Origin of the sequence: Microbacterium sp. (genome assembly GCF_043427715.1) — a bacterium.
GTDB lineage: Bacteria > Actinomycetota > Actinomycetes > Actinomycetales > Microbacteriaceae > Microbacterium.
Genome location: NZ_JBHWTD010000054.1, coordinates 1 through 15,358 on the forward strand (window position 1 = coordinate 1; position 15,358 = coordinate 15,358).

17 protein-coding genes are annotated in these 15,358 nt (G+C 69.7%); 14 read left to right on the plus strand and 3 right to left on the minus strand.

Translation table 11 applies throughout. The features are described from left to right. A partial coding sequence (gene infB / locus ACHFGS_RS05650; protein WP_394289265.1) for a translation initiation factor IF-2 occupies window positions 1–2,280 on the plus strand: 2,280 nt, incomplete at its 5' end. 132 nt (window positions 2,281–2,412) lie between these two features. After that, on the plus strand, window positions 2,413–2,847 hold the full coding sequence (gene rbfA, locus ACHFGS_RS05655) for a 30S ribosome-binding factor RbfA (RefSeq protein WP_394280221.1): 435 nt from the start codon (window positions 2,413–2,415) through the stop codon (window positions 2,845–2,847). Between the two features lie 21 nt (window positions 2,848–2,868). On the opposite strand, the gene ACHFGS_RS05660 is transcribed toward rbfA, so the two are convergent. Next, window positions 2,869–3,735 (minus strand): A/G-specific adenine glycosylase, encoded by an 867-nt coding sequence (locus ACHFGS_RS05660; protein WP_394280222.1) that lies wholly within the window; start codon window positions 3,733–3,735, stop codon window positions 2,869–2,871. Between the two features lie 71 nt (window positions 3,736–3,806). Here ACHFGS_RS05660 and truB point away from each other — a divergent pair, with 71 nt between their 5' ends. From truB to ACHFGS_RS05680, 4 genes are read left to right on the plus strand one after another with little or no spacing between them, the layout of a single operon-like run. Beyond that, window positions 3,807–4,700 carry a tRNA pseudouridine(55) synthase TruB gene (gene truB, locus ACHFGS_RS05665; protein ID WP_394280223.1) on the plus strand — a complete coding sequence of 298 codons (894 nt, stop codon included), beginning with the start codon at window positions 3,807–3,809 and terminating at the stop codon, window positions 4,698–4,700. Next, window positions 4,697–5,065, plus strand: coding sequence for a hypothetical protein (locus ACHFGS_RS05670; protein WP_394280224.1), 369 nt, complete (start codon window positions 4,697–4,699; stop codon window positions 5,063–5,065). The genes truB and ACHFGS_RS05670 overlap by 4 nt, the downstream gene beginning before the upstream one ends. Window positions 5,066–5,106: 41 nt before the next feature. Further along, window positions 5,107–5,559: a hypothetical protein gene (locus ACHFGS_RS05675; protein WP_394280225.1), complete on the plus strand. Its 453-nt coding sequence runs from the start codon at window positions 5,107–5,109 to the stop codon at window positions 5,557–5,559. Then, window positions 5,556–6,521 (plus strand): bifunctional riboflavin kinase/FAD synthetase, encoded by a 966-nt coding sequence (locus tag ACHFGS_RS05680; RefSeq protein ID WP_394280226.1) that lies wholly within the window; start codon window positions 5,556–5,558, stop codon window positions 6,519–6,521. The genes ACHFGS_RS05675 and ACHFGS_RS05680 overlap by 4 nt, the downstream gene beginning before the upstream one ends. Before the next feature lie 17 nt (window positions 6,522–6,538). Here ACHFGS_RS05680 and deoC read toward each other — a convergent pair whose 3' ends face one another. Next, complete coding sequence (gene deoC, locus ACHFGS_RS05685) at window positions 6,539–7,249, minus strand: deoxyribose-phosphate aldolase (RefSeq protein WP_394280227.1); 711 nt, start codon at window positions 7,247–7,249, stop codon at window positions 6,539–6,541. A gap of 225 nt (window positions 7,250–7,474) precedes the next feature. Between deoC and ACHFGS_RS05690 the strand changes: the two genes are divergently transcribed. The 3 genes from ACHFGS_RS05690 to ACHFGS_RS05700 all read left to right on the plus strand — a co-directional run bounded on the left by ACHFGS_RS05690 (window position 7,475) and on the right by ACHFGS_RS05700 (window position 11,747). Next, window positions 7,475–9,631 carry a DEAD/DEAH box helicase gene (locus ACHFGS_RS05690; protein WP_394280228.1) on the plus strand — a complete coding sequence of 719 codons (2,157 nt, stop codon included), beginning with the start codon at window positions 7,475–7,477 and terminating at the stop codon, window positions 9,629–9,631. A 123-nt stretch (window positions 9,632–9,754) separates the two neighbouring features. Next, window positions 9,755–10,783: a 6-phosphofructokinase gene (locus ACHFGS_RS05695; protein ID WP_394280229.1), complete on the plus strand. Its 1,029-nt coding sequence runs from the start codon at window positions 9,755–9,757 to the stop codon at window positions 10,781–10,783. After that, entirely contained in the window at window positions 10,776–11,747 is a 972-nt protein-coding gene (locus ACHFGS_RS05700; RefSeq protein ID WP_394280230.1) for a DMT family transporter, read from the plus strand. The genes ACHFGS_RS05695 and ACHFGS_RS05700 overlap by 8 nt, the downstream gene beginning before the upstream one ends. Window positions 11,748–11,750: 3 nt before the next feature. On the opposite strand, the gene msrB is transcribed toward ACHFGS_RS05700, so the two are convergent. Then, window positions 11,751–12,155: a peptide-methionine (R)-S-oxide reductase MsrB gene (gene msrB, locus ACHFGS_RS05705; protein ID WP_394280231.1), complete on the minus strand. Its 405-nt coding sequence runs from the start codon at window positions 12,153–12,155 to the stop codon at window positions 11,751–11,753. Between the two features lie 86 nt (window positions 12,156–12,241). On the opposite strand from msrB, the gene ACHFGS_RS05710 reads away from it, so the two are divergent. The 5 genes from ACHFGS_RS05710 to ACHFGS_RS05730 all read left to right on the plus strand — a co-directional run. Next, window positions 12,242–12,514 carry a DUF3263 domain-containing protein gene (locus ACHFGS_RS05710; RefSeq protein ID WP_394280232.1) on the plus strand — a complete coding sequence of 91 codons (273 nt, stop codon included), beginning with the start codon at window positions 12,242–12,244 and terminating at the stop codon, window positions 12,512–12,514. Beyond that, entirely contained in the window at window positions 12,511–13,146 is a 636-nt protein-coding gene (locus ACHFGS_RS05715) for a LytR C-terminal domain-containing protein (RefSeq protein ID WP_394280233.1), read from the plus strand. Before ACHFGS_RS05710 ends, ACHFGS_RS05715 begins: the two co-directional genes overlap by 4 nt. Window positions 13,147–13,301: 155 nt before the next feature. Next, the gene (locus tag ACHFGS_RS05720) at window positions 13,302–13,505 is read left to right on the plus strand and encodes a cold-shock protein (protein WP_394280234.1); all 204 of its coding nucleotides are present in this window, start codon (window positions 13,302–13,304) and stop codon (window positions 13,503–13,505) included. 43 nt (window positions 13,506–13,548) lie between these two features. Then, window positions 13,549–14,619, plus strand: coding sequence for a DUF3048 domain-containing protein (locus tag ACHFGS_RS05725; protein WP_394280235.1), 1,071 nt, complete (start codon window positions 13,549–13,551; stop codon window positions 14,617–14,619). Window positions 14,620–14,816: 197 nt separating this feature from the next. Next, window positions 14,817–15,358: TCP-1/cpn60 chaperonin family protein (locus ACHFGS_RS05730; protein ID WP_394289266.1), on the plus strand; the 542-nt coding region annotated here is incomplete at its 3' end.

The window sequence follows — 15,358 nt, forward strand, 5'->3', positions numbered from 1 at the left end:
GATCTGGGCCAGCGTCCCGCCGGCCCGCGTCCGGGTAACAACCCGTTCGCGTCGGCGCAGGGCATGGGGCAGCGGCCCTCGCCCGGCAACATCCCGCGTCCGCAGGCGCCGCGTCCCGGCGCCCCGCGTCCGGGCGCTCCCCGTCCCGGCGGCGCAGGCCGGCCCGGCGGTGGAGGTCGTCCCGGCGCACCCTTCCAGCAGCGTCCCGGCGGCCCCGGTCGTCCCGGCGGTGCCGGCGGCTTCGGTGCCGCACGTCCCGGCGCTCCTGCCGGTGGCGGCTTCGCCGGTCGTCCCGGTGGCGGCGGTGGCCGCGGCCGTGGCCCCGGCGGTGGCACCGCGGGTGCCTTCGGCAAGGGCGGCGGCAAGTCGAAGCAGCGCAAGTCGCGTCGGGCGAAGCGGCAAGAGTTCGAGATGCGGTCGGCGCCCGTCGTCGGCGGCGTCAACGTCTCCAAGGGCAACGGCGAGATCATCCGGCTGCGCCGCGGTGCGTCGATCTCCGACTTCGCGGACAAGCTCGAAGCGCTGCGCGGCTACACCGTGCAGCCCGGCACGCTCGTGACGATCCTCTTCAACCTCGGCGAGATGGCCACGGCCACCGAATCGCTGGACGAGGCCACCTTCGAGATCCTCGGCGAGGAGCTGGGTTACAAGATCCAGATGGTCTCGCCCGAGGACGAGGACAAAGAGCTCCTCGAGGGCTTCGGTCTCGACCTCGAGGCCGAGCTCGAGGCCGAGAGCGAGGACGACCTCGAGATCCGTCCTCCCGTGGTCACCGTCATGGGTCACGTCGACCACGGTAAGACGCGACTGCTCGACGCGATCCGTCAGACCAACGTGGTCGCCGGTGAGGCCGGTGGTATCACCCAGCACATCGGTGCCTACCAGGTCTGGACCGAGCACGAGGGCATCGAGCGCGCCATCACGTTCATCGACACCCCCGGTCACGAGGCGTTCACCGCCATGCGTGCCCGTGGCGCCCAGGTCACCGACCTCGCGATCCTCGTGGTCGCGGCTGACGACGGCATCATGCCGCAGACGGTCGAGGCGCTGAACCACGCCCAGGCGGCGAACGTGCCGATCGTGGTCGCGGTGAACAAGGTCGACAAGCCCGAGGCCAACCCCGGCAAGGTGCGCCAGCAGCTCACCGAGTACGGCCTGGTCGCCGAGGAGTACGGCGGCGACGTCATGTTCGTCGACGTCTCGGCCCGCCAGGGCACGAACATCCAGGAGCTTCTGGATGCCGTGCTGCTCACCGCCGACGCGGGTCTGGACCTCACGGCCAACCCGAACAAGGCGGCTCGCGGTGTCGCGATCGAAGCCAAGCTCGACAAGGGCCGCGGTTCTGTCGCCACGGTGCTCATCCAGTCCGGAACGCTCCGCGTCGGTGACGCGATCGTCGCGGGAACGGCCTACGGCCGCGTGCGCGCCATGATCGATGAGAACGGCGAGACCGTCGAAGAGGCGTACCCGTCGCGTCCGGTCCAGGTGCAGGGTCTCAACTCGGTGCCCCGCGCCGGTGACGTGTTCATCGTCACGGACGAGGACCGCATGGCCCGCCAGATCGCTGAGAAGCGTGAAGCGGTCGAGCGCAACGCCCAACTGGCCAAGGCCCGCAAGCGCATCTCGCTCGAGGACTTCACCCGCGCTCTCGAAGAGGGCAAGGTCGAGTCGCTCAACCTCATCATCAAGGGTGACGTCTCCGGTGCCGTCGAGGCGCTGGAGGAGTCGCTCCTCAAGATCGAGGTCGACGACTCGGTGCAGCTGCGCATCATCCACCGCGGCGTCGGCGCCATCACCGAGTCGGACATCAACCTGGCGACGATCGACAACGCGATCGTCATCGGCTTCAACGTCCGTCCCGACACGAAGGCGCGCGAGCGCGCGGCCCGCGAGGGTGTGGACGTCCGGTTCTACTCGGTCATCTACAACGCGATCGAAGACGTCGAACAGTCGCTCACGGGCATGCTCAAGCCGGAGTTCGAAGAGGTCCAGTCGGGCGTCGCCGAGATCCGCGAGGTGTTCCGCTCGTCCAAGTTCGGCAACATCGCCGGTGTCATCGTGCGGTCGGGAACGATCACGCGCAACGCCAAGGCTCGCGTCATCCGCGACGGTGTCGTCCTCGCCGACGGCCTCGCCATCGAATCGCTGCGCCGCTTCAAGGACGATGTCACGGAGGTCCGTACGGACTTCGAGGCCGGTATCGGCCTCGGCAAGTTCAACGACATCCAGATCGGTGACGAGATCGAGACCACGGAGATGGTGGAGAAGCCGCGCGGCTGATCCAGCGTTTGCTACGGCGATGGATGCCTCGCGCGAAACAGGGCCCCTACCCCGACTTCGCGCGAGTCATCCATCGCCTTCGCAATTCCTTGCTTCGCGTCGCGGGGCAGGGTTGAGAAGGAGAAGAAGGACATGGCTGGAGAACGACAGGCACGTCTGGCCGACCGGATCCGCGTGCTCATCGCGGAGCGCCTGGACAAGGGGCTGCGTGACCCGCGCCTCGGCTTCGTGACCATCACGGACGTGCGGGTGACCGGCGACCTGCAGCACGCGTCGGTTTTCTACACGGTCTACGGCGACGACCAGGCCCGCGCCGACAGCGCTGCGGCGCTGACGGCGGCGACCGGCATGCTCCGCAGCGAAGTCGGGCGCAAGCTCGGCGTGCGGCTCACGCCGACCCTCGAGTTCATCCTCGACGGCCTGCCCGAGAACGCCGGGCACATCGAAGAGCTCCTCCGCGAGGCGCGGGAGCGCGACGCCGCCGTCGCGGGGATCGCGGCGACCGGCACCTACGCCGGAGACGCCGACCCGTACGTCAAGCCGCGCGAGGACGACGAGCAGGAGTGAGCCCGCGCCGGCTCCCGCTTCTCAGCGGGGCAGGTGCAGGTCGTCGTCGCTCGTCTCGACGAGACCGTCGACGATGAGCGAGTCGATCGCCCGCGCACGCTGCGCCGGGTCCGGCCAATCCGCGATGACCCGGTCCGCCGGGACGGTGTGATCCGGAGCGTCGCGGAGCACGCGCAGCACGGCGCCGCGCGCCTGCCGGTCGCTGCCCTCGTAGCGCGCCTGCTTGCGGCGGTCGTCGCCGGTGTCGGGATATCCGGCGGCGCGCCACGCGCACATCGTCGCGATCGGGCATGACTCGCACCGGGGCGAACGCGCCGTGCACACGACCGCGCCGAGCTCCATCGCCGCCGCGTTGACGATCGCGGCATCCGTGTCGCCTGCAGGCAGGACCGCCTCCATCGCCGCGAGGTCGGCGCGCGACGGCGGACCCGGCTGCGACCTGCCGCCCACAGCGCGGGCGAGCACGCGGCGGGTGTTGGTGTCGACGACCGGGTGCCGGTCGCCGTAGGCGAAGACGGCCACCGCGCGTGCGGTGTAATCACCGATGCCGGTGAGTGCCAGCAGTGCGTCGACGTTGCGGGGCACCGCCCCGTCGTGGCGGTCGCGGATCTCCGTCGCCGCGCGGTGGAGCCAGAGCGCGCGCCGCGGGTAGCCGAGATTCGCCCAGAGCCGCACCGCATCGGCGGCGGGGGCTGCCGCGAGATCCGCCGGCGTCGGCCAGCGCTCCAGCCACTCCTCGAGGCGCGGGATGACCCGCGCGACCGGCGTCTGCTGCAGCATGAACTCGCTTACGAGAATGCCCCACGCTCCGAACCCCGGCTTCCGCCACGGCAGGTCGCGGGCGTTGTCGCGGTACCACGCGCTGAGCGGGGGAGCGAGGTCGGGCACCGATTCAGCGTATGCGGACGCCGTGCCTCGTCGCCGCGGGGCGCCCTCGCCGCCCGGATAAACTGGAACCCATGCACCCGACGCCGAACCCGAGCGGCATCCTGCTCGTCGACAAGCCCGGCGGGGTCACCAGCCACGACGTGGTCGCCCGCGCCCGGCGCGCGCTGAACACGCGCAAGATCGGTCACGCCGGCACCCTCGACCCGATGGCCACCGGCCTCCTGGTCCTCGGTGTCGGAGCCTCGACCCGCCTGCTCACCTACATCGTCGGGCTCGGCAAGACGTACGAGGCGACGATCCGGCTCGGAGTCAGCACCGATTCCGACGACGCCGACGGCGTCGAGACGTCACGCACGGATGCCACGTCGGTCACCGACGAGGCGATCGCGAGCGGCATCGCCGCCCTCACCGGCGACATCTCCCAGGTTCCGAGCACCGTGTCGGCGATCAAAGTCGCCGGCCGTCGGGCGTACGACCTCGCGCGGGCAGGTGAACAGGTCGAGCTGAAGGCGCGCGCCGTCACCGTCTCCCGGTTCGAGATCTCCGACACGCGCCGGGGCGACGGCGTCATCGACGTCGACGTCGTCGTCGACTGCTCCAGCGGCACCTACATCCGTGCGCTCGCCCGCGACCTCGGCGCCGCTCTCGGTGTCGGCGGGCACCTGACCGCCCTCCGCCGCACCCGCATCGGCTCGTTCGACGTGCAGGACGCGGTCGCAGAGATCACCCCGGATGCCGCCCTCGCGCCGGCCGCGGAGGTCGCGGCATCCGTCCTCGGCGTGTTCCGCGTCACCGCAGAGGAGGCGCGCGATCTCCGTCACGGCAAACGGCTGACGGGAGCCGCGGGGCGTCTGGTGGGGGAGAACCCCGCCGCGATCGATCCGGACGGGGAGCTCGTGGGGATCGTCGGCCGCCGTGGCGCGGACGTGAAGAGCATCATGAACATGCCGGAGGAGCAGCCGTGATCTGGGGATTCACCGTCGCGCAGATCGCCGTCGCGTGCGCCGCAGGTCTGCTGTGCACAGTGCTGGGCCTTGCCGGGCGCAGGCCCAGCGACCTCAGCGTGGGGACCCAGGCGCTCGTCTTCCTGCTCCTGATCGCACAGGTGGTCGTCGCGATCGTCGCGCCCCTCACCGGCAACCCGCCCACGGGCGACCTGCTCGAATTCTGGGTCTATCTGATCTCCGCCGTGCTCATCCCGCCGGCGGCGGTGCTGTGGGCCCTGATCGAGCGGGGCCGATGGAGCACGGTCGTGATGGGCGTGGCATCCTTCGCCATCGCGATCATGGTGTGGCGCATGCACGTGATCTGGACGATCCAGGTCGTCTGAGGCCGATCGGACCCCGCCCGCGAACGTAGGATGGGAAGGCTATGTCTGAGACCGTCGCGACCTCGCCGAAGACCTCCGCAACCGGCCGGATGACCGGCATCGGTCGCGTTCTGGTCGTCCTCTACGCGATCATGGCGCTCGGCGCCACCGGACGGTCGTTCGTGCAGATCGTGCGGGAGTTCGACGAGGCGCCGATCGCGTACACGCTGTCGGCGATCGCTGCGGTCGTCTACATCCTCGCGACGCTCGCGCTGATCTTCAGCTCCTCCGAGCGCTGGTACCGCGTCGCGTGGGTCGCGATCTGCTTCGAACTCGTGGGCGTGCTGGTCGTGGGGACGCTCTCCCTCGTGCTGCCTGACCTGTTCGCCCACCCGACCGTATGGTCGGGATACGGCATCGGATACGTCCTCATCCCGCTGATCCTCCCGTTCCTGGGACTCTGGTGGCTGATCACCCATCGCTCCGTCCGCCCGGGCGTCGAGGAGACCGCATGAAGATCTTCTTCGATCCGGCCGATGTGCCGGCCGACTTCGGATCGAGCGTCGTCGCGATCGGGAAGTTCGACGGTGTGCACTCGGGCCACCGTGCCGTCATCGACCGGGCACGGGTGACCGCGACGGAATCCGACGCGAGCGTCGTCGCGGTGACCTTCGACCGCAACCCGCTCAGCCTGCTGCGGCCCGAAGCCTGCCCTGAGAACCTCGTCAGCGTCCACCAGAAGATCGCGCTCCTCGCCGACTCCGGGGTGGACGCGGCGCTCGTCCTGCGGTTCGATGAGGCCCTGGCATCCCTCACCGCGCGCGAATTCGTCCAGCTCGTCCTCGTCGACGCGCTGCGAGCGGTGTGCGTCATGGTCGGCGATGACTTCCGATTCGGTCGGGGCGGCAGCGGCACCCCCGCGGTGCTCGTCGAGCTGGGGTCCGAGTTCGGCTTCGACGTCGAGGTCGTCGGCGACGTGCAGGGCGGCGGCCGCCGAGTCTCCTCCACGTGGGTGCGGGAGCTCCTCGCCGCCGGTCACGTCGAAGACGCCGCGCGTCTGCTCGGACGCCCGCACGCGGTGCGCGGCGAGATCGTGCACGGCCTCAAGCGCGGGCGTGAACTCGGCTATCCGACCGCGAACCTCGCTCGCGAGGTCGAGGGCTTCGTGCCCGCCGACGGCGTCTACGCCGGGTGGCTCATCGATGAGGGCTCGGATGACGATCCGCTCGCCTCCGCGACGCGGTACCCCGCTGCGATCTCGATCGGCACCAACCCCACGTTCGACGACGTGACGGTGCGGCAGATCGAGGCGTACGTGCTCGATGAGACGGACCTCGACCTCTACGGTCACACCGTGCAGGTGCAGATCACGCACCGCATCCGCGGCATGGTCAAGTTCGAGGGCATCGATGCGCTCATCGAGACGATGACGGACGACGTCGCCGCCGTCCGCGCCGCGCTCCGCGACGGCCGCTGATCGCGCGCGGCATCCGCTCAGTACGAGGAGGAGTCGACGGCTCCGGTGGACTCGCCACCGGCGTCGATGCGACGGGCCTCGCCGAGGATGACGGCGCTGCCGCTCGTGCCGAGGCGCGTCGCACCGGCCTCGAGCATCGCGAGCGCGTCGGCGTAGCTGCGGACGCCGCCCGAGGCCTTCACCTGCACCGCGTCGCTCACGGTCGCTCGCATGAGGCTCACGTGGGGGATCGTCGCGCCGCCGCCGGCGAAACCGGTGGAGGTCTTCACGAAGTCCGCGCCGCCCTGCTCGGTGAGGCGGCTGCCGCGCTCGATCTGCTCGTCGTCGAGGAGCGCGGTCTCGAGGATCACCTTCACGATGTGACCGGATGCCGCCTCCACGACGGCCTTGATGTCGTCCACGACGACGTCGTCGAAGCCCGAGCGGAGGGCGCCGATGTTGACGACCATGTCGACCTCGGCGGCCCCGTCGGCGATGGCCTGGCGGGTCTCGGCGACCTTCGTCACGGTCGAGGTGGTGCCGTGCGGGAATCCGATGACGGTGCCCACGGCGACGCCGGTGCCGGCGAGGCGCGAGACGGCGTGCGCGATGTCGCTCGGGCGCACACACACGCTGAAGACGCCCCACTCGGCGGCGATGTCGAGTTCGGCGTCGACATCGGCACGGGTGAGCTCGGGCTTGAGGATGGCGTGGTCGATGGTGGCGGCGAGTTCGCGTTCGGTGGGCATGACTCCAGGTTACGCGTCACCGTGACGCCGCGGCATCGGGGGCGGGGGAGGACGCGCTAGACTGGGGCCAAGGGTCAGTCCCGTCGCCGCAGCTCGCAGAAGCGAGTGCCCGCAGCCGAGACGACCCGGGTACATCCCCTCGCCGCGTCGCACGTCGCGGTCCATCGGCCCGCCGGACACGGCCGGCCTGCCGGTCTTCGACCGGTTCTCACGCTCAGGAGGAGCATGCCGACCACGGCATCCACCGCCCCGAAGTCGGCATCGCGCCGTCGCAAGGGATCTTCGTCGCGCCGCGACGACGACGCGCCCCTCATCCCGATCCTCGCCCGCAAGGTGCGCGAGGTCGAGGCGAAGGCCCAGCGCGGAAAGCTCGGACCCACCAACCGGGTCAAGTTCCAGGTCATCGCCTTCCTGGTGCGCGAGGAGCGCGCCCGGGTGAAGGCCGACACCGAGATCGCCGACGGCGCCCGCGCCGAGCTGCTCAAGCGGCTCGACGGCGTCGCCACGATCCTCGCCAAGACCGCAGCCCGCGACACGTCGCTCATCCAGCTGCTCGAGGTCGACCAGGCCGCCTCACCCGTCGCGCGCCGCATGCGCCGTGACTGGCTGCTCGAATCCGGCGCCGAACTCCCCGAGGATGAGCTCATCATCACGGACGTCAAGCCGGTGCAGGCGCCCGTCGTGCCCGCCGCGCTCGCCGAGCGTCAGGTGACCCCGCCGCAGATCGAGGCGCGGCGCGAGTCGAACCCGTTCCTCGCGCCCGACGTGGCGCTTCGCGCACCGGCGTCCTCGCCTCGTCGCCGCTTGGATGGCTGGGAGCTCATGGGCCCCCTGTACAAGGCGTTCGAGACGGGTGCCGGCGGGGGAGCCGCCTCCATGGACCTCCCGGAGGTCCCCGAGTTCGACCGCCTGTCGCCCAAGGGACTGGAGGTCATGCCCCACCAGTCCCGGTTCCTCGAAGCGGTCCGCACCGGTCACCGCAGCTTCCTCCTCGCCGATGAGCCGGGCCTCGGCAAGACCGCGCAGTCGGTGCTCGCGGCATCCGTCGCCGATGCGTACCCGCTGCTGGTCGTCGTCCCGAACGTCGTCAAGATGAACTGGGCGCGCGAGGTGGAGCGGTGGACGCCGCAGCGTCGCGCGACCGTCATCCAGGGCGACGGCGAGACGATGGACGCGTTCGCGGACGTCTTCATCGTCAACTACGAGATCCTCGACCGGCACCTGTCATGGCTCAGCTCGATCGGGCTGAAGGGCATGGTCGTCGACGAGGCGCATTTCATCAAGAACCTCACGTCACAGCGATCGCAGAACGTGCTCGCCCTCGCCTCGCGCATCCGCGAGCAGGTGCGCGACCCGCTCATGCTCGCCCTCACGGGAACGCCGCTCATCAACGACGTCGAGGACTTCGACGCGATCTGGCGCTTCCTCGGCTGGACCAACGGCGAGAAGCCCGGTCCCGTCCTGATGGAGCGGCTGGATGCCACCGGGCTCACCCCCGCCGACAAGGCGTTCTACCCCGAGGCGCGCGACGCGGTCATCTCGATGGGCATCGTCCGTCGCAAGAAGAAGGACGTCGCCGCCGACCTCCCCGCCAAGCTCGTCGCCGACCTCCCCGTCGAGCTGGACGACGAGTACGGCCGTTCCATCCGCGCCGCCGAGCGCGAGCTCGGTGAGCGACTGGCGGCGAAGTACCGACGCATCATCGAAGCCCGCGGCGATCGCGTCATCCCCGGTGAAGCCGACGACGACATCGTCCGTCTCGTCGCGCACGGCGAGCTCGAGGAGTCCAAGGCCGCAGGCTCCGGCTCCGAGAACGTCTTCACGATGGTGCGGCGGATCGGTCAGGCGAAGGCGCAGCTGGCCGCGGATTATGCGGTGCAGCTGCAGCGTTCGGTCGGCAAGGTCGTCTTCTTCGCGAAGCACATCGATGTGATGGATGCCGCGGAGGCGCATTTCGCTTCCGCTGGGCTCCGCACCGTCTCGATCCGAGGCGACCAGTCGACGCCGGCACGCCAGGAGGCCATCGACGCCTTCAACGGCGATCCGGAGGTCGCGATCGCGGTCTGCTCGCTCACGGCGGCCGGCGTCGGCCTGAACATGCAGGCAGCCTCCAACGTCGTCCTTGCCGAGCTCAGCTGGACTGCCGCGGAGCAGACGCAGGCGATCGACCGCGTGCACCGCATCGGTCAGGAAGAGCCCGTCACCGCGTGGCGGATCATCGCCGCGCACACGATCGACACGAAGATCGCCGAGCTCATCGACAGCAAGCAGGGCCTCGCTCAGCGTGCGCTCGACGGCGACGCCGTCGACCCGACCTCGAGCGACTCGGTGCAGCTGTCCGCCCTCATGCACCTGCTGCGGCAGGCGCTCGGCGCCGCTTGATCGAGCGTTGCACACGTATCGCACTGACGGTCCCCGGCCTGCTGGCCGGGGACCGTCTGCGGCGATAGGGTCGGTGGAGGCAGCGTCGCCCTCAGCATCAACCCGAACCACAAAGGATCTCTCATGAAGATCGGCATCCTCACGAGCGGCGGCGACTGCCCGGGCCTGAACGCGGTCATCCGCGGCGTCGTCCTGAAGGGCACGACGGCCTACGACATCGAGTTCGTCGGCATCCGCGACGGTTGGCGCGGCGTCGTCGACGGCGACTTCTTCCCGCTGACCCGTCACGAGGTCAAGGGTCTCTCCAAGGTCGGCGGCACGATCCTCGGCACGAGCCGCACGAACCCTTACGAGGGGCCCCGCGGCGGCGCGGAGAACATCTCGAAGACCATGTACGGGCACCGGCTCGACGGCATCATCGCGATCGGCGGCGAGGGCACCCTCGCGGCGGCGAACCGTCTCCACAAGGACGGCATCAACGTCCTCGGCGTGCCGAAGACGATCGACAACGACCTTCGCGCGACCGACTACTCGTTCGGGTTCGACACCGCCGTGAACATCGCGAGCGAAGCGATGGACCGACTCCGCACGACCGGCGACTCGCATCAGCGGTGCATGGTCGCGGAGGTCATGGGTCGGCACGTCGGCTGGATCGCGCTCCACTCGGGAATCGCCGCGGGCGCCCACGTCATCTGCATCCCCGAGGTGCCGATGTCGATCGACGAGATCACCGAGCAGGTCACGAAGGCCCACGACCGGGGACGCGCGCCGCTGGTCGTCGTGTCGGAGGGTTTCAAGCTCACCGGCATGGACGAGGCTTTCAGCGACAAGGGGCTCGATGCGTTCAACCGACCCCGTCTCGGCGGCATCAGCGAGATCCTCGCGCCGGAGATCGAGCGGATCACCGGCATCGAGACGCGCGCGACGGTCCTCGGCCACATCCAGCGCGGCGGATCGCCGTCCGGCTTCGACCGGGTGCTGGCGACGCGCCTCGGACTTCACGCGGCAGACGCGGTCGTCGACCAGGCGTGGGGTCAGATGGTCTCCCTCAAGGGCACGGACATCGTCCGGGTCGCCTTCGAGGAGGCGCTCGGCGAGCTGAACTCGGTTCCGCTGTACCGATACGAAGAAGCCGCCGCGCTCTTTGGCTGACGGGCATCGTTCGCCGGCTGCGGTCGGGCACCCCGAGCCCTCGATCTGGCCGGCGCTGCTCGGCGCGGTGGTGGTCGGCGTCCTCACGGCGGTCCAGGCGCGCATCAACGGGCAGCTGGCCCTGCGCCTGGACCACCCCATGACGGCCGCGGTGATCTCGTTCGGCAGCGGCCTCCTGCTCGTCGCCGCGATCTGCGCGCTGGCGCCGTCGGGGCGGCGCGGCTTCGCGGCGCTGGTCCGCGGCATCCGCGACCGCTCCATCCCGTGGTGGATGCTGGTCGGCGGTGCGGCGGGCGCTGTGACCGTCGCCACCCAGAGCCTCACGGTCGGCATCGTCGGGGTCTCGCTGTTCACCGTCGGACTCGTCGCGGGTCAGACGGTCGGCGGGCTCGCCCTCGACCGGTTGGGCTACGGTCCCGGCGGCGTGGTGCCCGTGACGGTGCCGCGCCTGGTCGGTGCGGCTCTCACCCTCATCGCGGTCACGGTGATGCTCACCTTCGGTGAGGGCATCGCCGACGTCCCGCTGTGGCTGCTCCTGCTGCCGGTCGTCGTCGGTGTGGGCCTCGCGTGGCAGCAGGCCACGAACGGTCGACTGCGCCAGCGAATCGGCACGCCGCTCACGGCGACCTTCGTGAACTTCCTCGTGGGCACGGTCGTGCTGGTGATCGGCGCCGTCGTCGCGGTCGCCGCCGGCGGCCCCCCGCGCGCGTTGCCGGGGGAGCCGTGGCTCTACCTCGGCGGCGCGGTGGGCGTCGCGTACATCATGATGACGGCAGCGCTGGTGGGGCGCACCGGCGTGCTCCTGTTCGGCCTCGGTGCCGTGTCGGGCCAGCTCGTGGCATCCCTCGTCCTGGACGCCCTATGGCCGGCACCGGCGAGCCCGGGCCTCGCCGTCGAGTCGGTCACGGTCGCGATCGCGCTGTGCTCGGTGCTCGTGGCGGGGTTCTGGCGGGCTCGCCGGTGAGGGTCAGTCTTCCTTCGGGCTGAACGACAGCGAGAGCGAGTTCATGCAGTAGCGGTCGCCGGTGGGGGTGCCGAACCCGTCGGGGAACACGTGTCCCAGGTGCGATCCGCACGCGGCGCAGCGGACCTCGGTGCGCTGCATGCCGTGACTGTTGTCCTCGAGGAGCTCCACCGCCTCCGGGCGGACCGACTCGTAGAAGCTCGGCCACCCGCAGTGCGAGTCGAACTTCGTGCCGCTCTGGAACAGTTCCGCTCCGCACGCCGCGCAGGCGTACAGACCGGCGCGGCTCTCGTCGAGCAGCTCACCCGTCCAGGCGCGCTCGGTGCCGGCCTTGCGAAGCACCTCGTACTGTTCGGGCGTGAGCTCCTCACGCCACTGCTCGTCGGTCTTCTCCACGCGATAGCTCATGTTGTTCCTTCCGCTCGCCCTATTCAACCCGACGAACCGCCCGTCTGTTCCAGTCTCGACCGACTCATCGTCGGTACCGTCGTCTCGTGACCCTCTCCGACCGCGATCGCGCCCTGCTCGACTTCGAGAACAGGTGGAGCTCGCACTCGGGCGCGAAGGAGGAGGCCGTCCGCACGGAGCTGTCCCTCACGCCGGCGCGGTACTACCAGCTGCTGGGGCGACTCGTCGACACCGCAGAGGCGGTGGCCTACGACCCCGTGCTCGTGCACCGGCTGCGCCGGTTGCGCGACGCCCAGGAGCGGGCGCGGCGCACGCGCGCTCAGGTGGGTGCGGGAGCACCCCGTAGAATCCCGGAGTGACGAACCCGACCTCCGCCACCGAGCCCTCCGCACAGACGCAGGTGCCCGCGAGCGGCCGTGCCGCCTCGCAGGACTTCCCGTCCGATCGGTTCGACGACCTTCCCGCGACGACCGCTCGCCGCGGCGCGCACCGTGCGGAGAACCCGCGCCTGCGACTGCGGAGCGTCGTGATGTGGTCAGCCGTGGCCACCGTCGCCCTCATCCTCATCGGCATGTTCGGCACGATGATGGCCACCGGTCGGCTGAACCTCGCTCCCGGCCCCGCCCAGACGCAGGGTCAGGAGCCGGTGGCGCCGGAGATCGACACGTCGTATCCGGTGCTGGTGCTCAACGCGACCGACGAAGCGGGGCTCGATGCCGTCATCGCCGAGAAGGTCATCGCCGCGGGCTGGGCGGAGGGTGACGTCGAGGCGGGCAACGCCAGCTCCAACGATTTCGCCGTCACCACGGTCTACTACCCGCGGCAGAGCGACGAAGCGGCCGCGCGCGGACTCGCAGACGCGATCGGTGGGGCCGAGGTCTCCCTCGACGACACCTACGCGGTCGTGAGCGACCCCAGCACGCCGTCGGTGGATGGCGAGCAGGGCGCGCAGCTGGTCGTCGTCGTCGGCTTGGACATGCGCACGCAGTGACGTCGAGCCCCTTTCCTGGCCTCGTGTTTCGGGTCGGTAAACACTTCGATGCGTGCACGTCAACAAGGGCCCGAACGGCATTTTCCGCCCTCGCGGCATCGCTAATCTGGCGAAGTCCCACAGCTTCAGGAGATTCGCATGACGGAGACACGATCATGACCCAGGGAACCGTCAAGTGGTTCAACGCCGAGAAGGGGTTCGGATTCATCACGCAGGTCGATGGTCAGGACGTCTTCGTCCACTACTCGAACATCGAGATGTCCGGTTTCCGCGTGCTGGAAGAGGGGCAGACCGTGGAGTTCACGGTCGGTTCCGGTCAGAAGGGGCCGCAGGCCGAATCGGTTCGCGTCGTCGCCTGAGCGTGCGCGCGAAACGTTCTTCCACGACGCGTATCCTGCCCGAGTGATTCGAAACAGCCCGACCGCCCGAACCGTCTCGCGCCGACGCCGGATCATCCTCCCGATGATGCTGGCTGCCGTCATGCTCGCGGCCTGCGCGCCCCAACCCGAGGCCGCAGAGTCCCCGACGTCCTCGCCCTCACCGAGCGTTCCCGCGCCGGTCTCGACGTTCACGCCCGCTCCGGAGCCTGCGCCGACGACGGCGACGGCGCCGCTGCGCGGCACGGACATGCCGATCGAGGATGCCGCGCGTCCGGCGCTCTCGGTCAAGATCGACAATCAGGTCGATGCGCGTCCGCAGTACGGTCTCGACCGCACCGACATCGTCTTCGAGGAGCTCGTCGAGGGCGGTCTGACGCGGTATGTCGCGGTGTGGCACTCCGACGTCCCCGAAGGCGTCGGACCGGTCCGGAGCATCCGTCCCATGGATCCCGACATCGCCTCGCCGCTCGGGGGCATCATCGCCTACTCCGGCGGGCAGGCCCGGTTCGTCTCGATGATGAAGAAGACCGATCTCCACAACGCCATCCACGGCGGCAGGGACGATCGCTTCATGTCTCGGACGAAAGAGCGCCGCGCCCCGCACAACGTGATCCTCCGCGCAGACGACATCGTCGATCACTACGACGACCTCGGCGCGCCCGAGGCGCAGTTCCTCTATTCGCCGTCCGGATGGGCGCCGCTGTTCGGTCGGCCCTCCGACGGTGTCGACGTGCGTTTCTCCAACGCCTCCCAACGGGGCTGGCGATGGAGCGAGAAGAAGCAGTCCTACCAGCGCTCGCAGGCCGGCAAGGCCGACACCGTCGATGGGGGAGCGCGCATCACGGCGAAGAACGTCGTGGTCCTCGAAGTCGGCATCGACAACCGCTACGGCAGCATCCCGAAGACGATCATGGTGGGCAAGGGCCAGGGCTGGGTCTCCACCGGGGGCCACGTGATGAAGGTCAGCTGGTCGAAGAAGGACCGGGACTCGCGCATCGTGCTGCGCAACGCCGCCGGCAGCGAGGTGCGGCTCGCGCCCGGCAACACCTGGATCGAGCTCATGCCGAAGTCGGGTTCGATCAGCGTTCTCTGACGGATGCCGCGCCGCATCCCATGGCGGTGGGTCGACCCGCGGACGGTGCGTCGACCCGCCGCGGCGGCGGCTTGCACTCGACAGGGTCGAGTGCCAGAATGAGTTAGCACTCACTCATCCTGAGTGCCAGAACGATTCAGCGCTCAGCCTCTGAGCGCATGGACTGAAACGTCACGTCCGGGAGGGACGACACACTTATGGCAAAGATCATCGCTTTCGACGAGGAGGCCCGCCGCGGCCTCGAGCGCGGCCTCAACACGCTGGCCGACGCCGTCAAGGTGACGCTCGGCCCCCGCGGCCGCAACGTCGTGCTCGAGAAGAAGTGGGGCGCCCCCACCATCACCAACGATGGTGTGAGCATCGCCAAGGAGATCGAGCTCGAGGACCCCTACGAGAAGATCGGCGCCGAGCTGGTCAAGGAGGTCGCCAAGAAGACCGACGACGTCGCCGGTGACGGCACCACCACCGCCACCGTGCTCGCCCAGGCGATGGTCCGCGAGGGCCTGCGCAACGTCGCCGCCGGCGCCAACCCGATGGCCCTCAAGCGCGGCATCGAGGTCGCCGTCAAGGCGGTCAACGACGAGCTGCTGAGCATGGCCAAGGAGGTCGAGACCAAGGAGCAGATCGCGCAGTCCGCGTCCATCTCCGCGGCCGACACCGAGATCGGCGAGATGATCGCCGAGGCCATGGACAAGGTCGGCAACGAGGGCGTCATCACCGTCGAGGAGTCCAACAAGCT

Excerpts from the sequence above, each read along its gene's own strand:
- rbfA (WP_394280221.1), top strand. The coding sequence starts at position 2,413 with ATGGCTGGAGAACGACAGGCACGTCTGGCCGACCGGATCCGCGTGCTC.
- truB (WP_394280223.1), top strand. The coding sequence starts at position 3,807 with ATGCACCCGACGCCGAACCCGAGCGGCATCCTGCTCGTCGACAAGCCC.
- ACHFGS_RS05675 (WP_394280225.1), top strand. The coding sequence starts at position 5,107 with ATGTCTGAGACCGTCGCGACCTCGCCGAAGACCTCCGCAACCGGCCGG.
- ACHFGS_RS05680 (WP_394280226.1), top strand. The coding sequence starts at position 5,556 with ATGAAGATCTTCTTCGATCCGGCCGATGTGCCGGCCGACTTCGGATCG.
- deoC (WP_394280227.1), bottom strand. The coding sequence starts at position 7,249 with ATGCCCACCGAACGCGAACTCGCCGCCACCATCGACCACGCCATCCTC.
- ACHFGS_RS05690 (WP_394280228.1), top strand. The coding sequence starts at position 7,475 with ATGCCGACCACGGCATCCACCGCCCCGAAGTCGGCATCGCGCCGTCGC.
- ACHFGS_RS05695 (WP_394280229.1), top strand. The coding sequence starts at position 9,755 with ATGAAGATCGGCATCCTCACGAGCGGCGGCGACTGCCCGGGCCTGAAC.
- msrB (WP_394280231.1), bottom strand. The coding sequence starts at position 12,155 with ATGAGCTATCGCGTGGAGAAGACCGACGAGCAGTGGCGTGAGGAGCTC.
- ACHFGS_RS05720 (WP_394280234.1), top strand. The coding sequence starts at position 13,302 with ATGACCCAGGGAACCGTCAAGTGGTTCAACGCCGAGAAGGGGTTCGGA.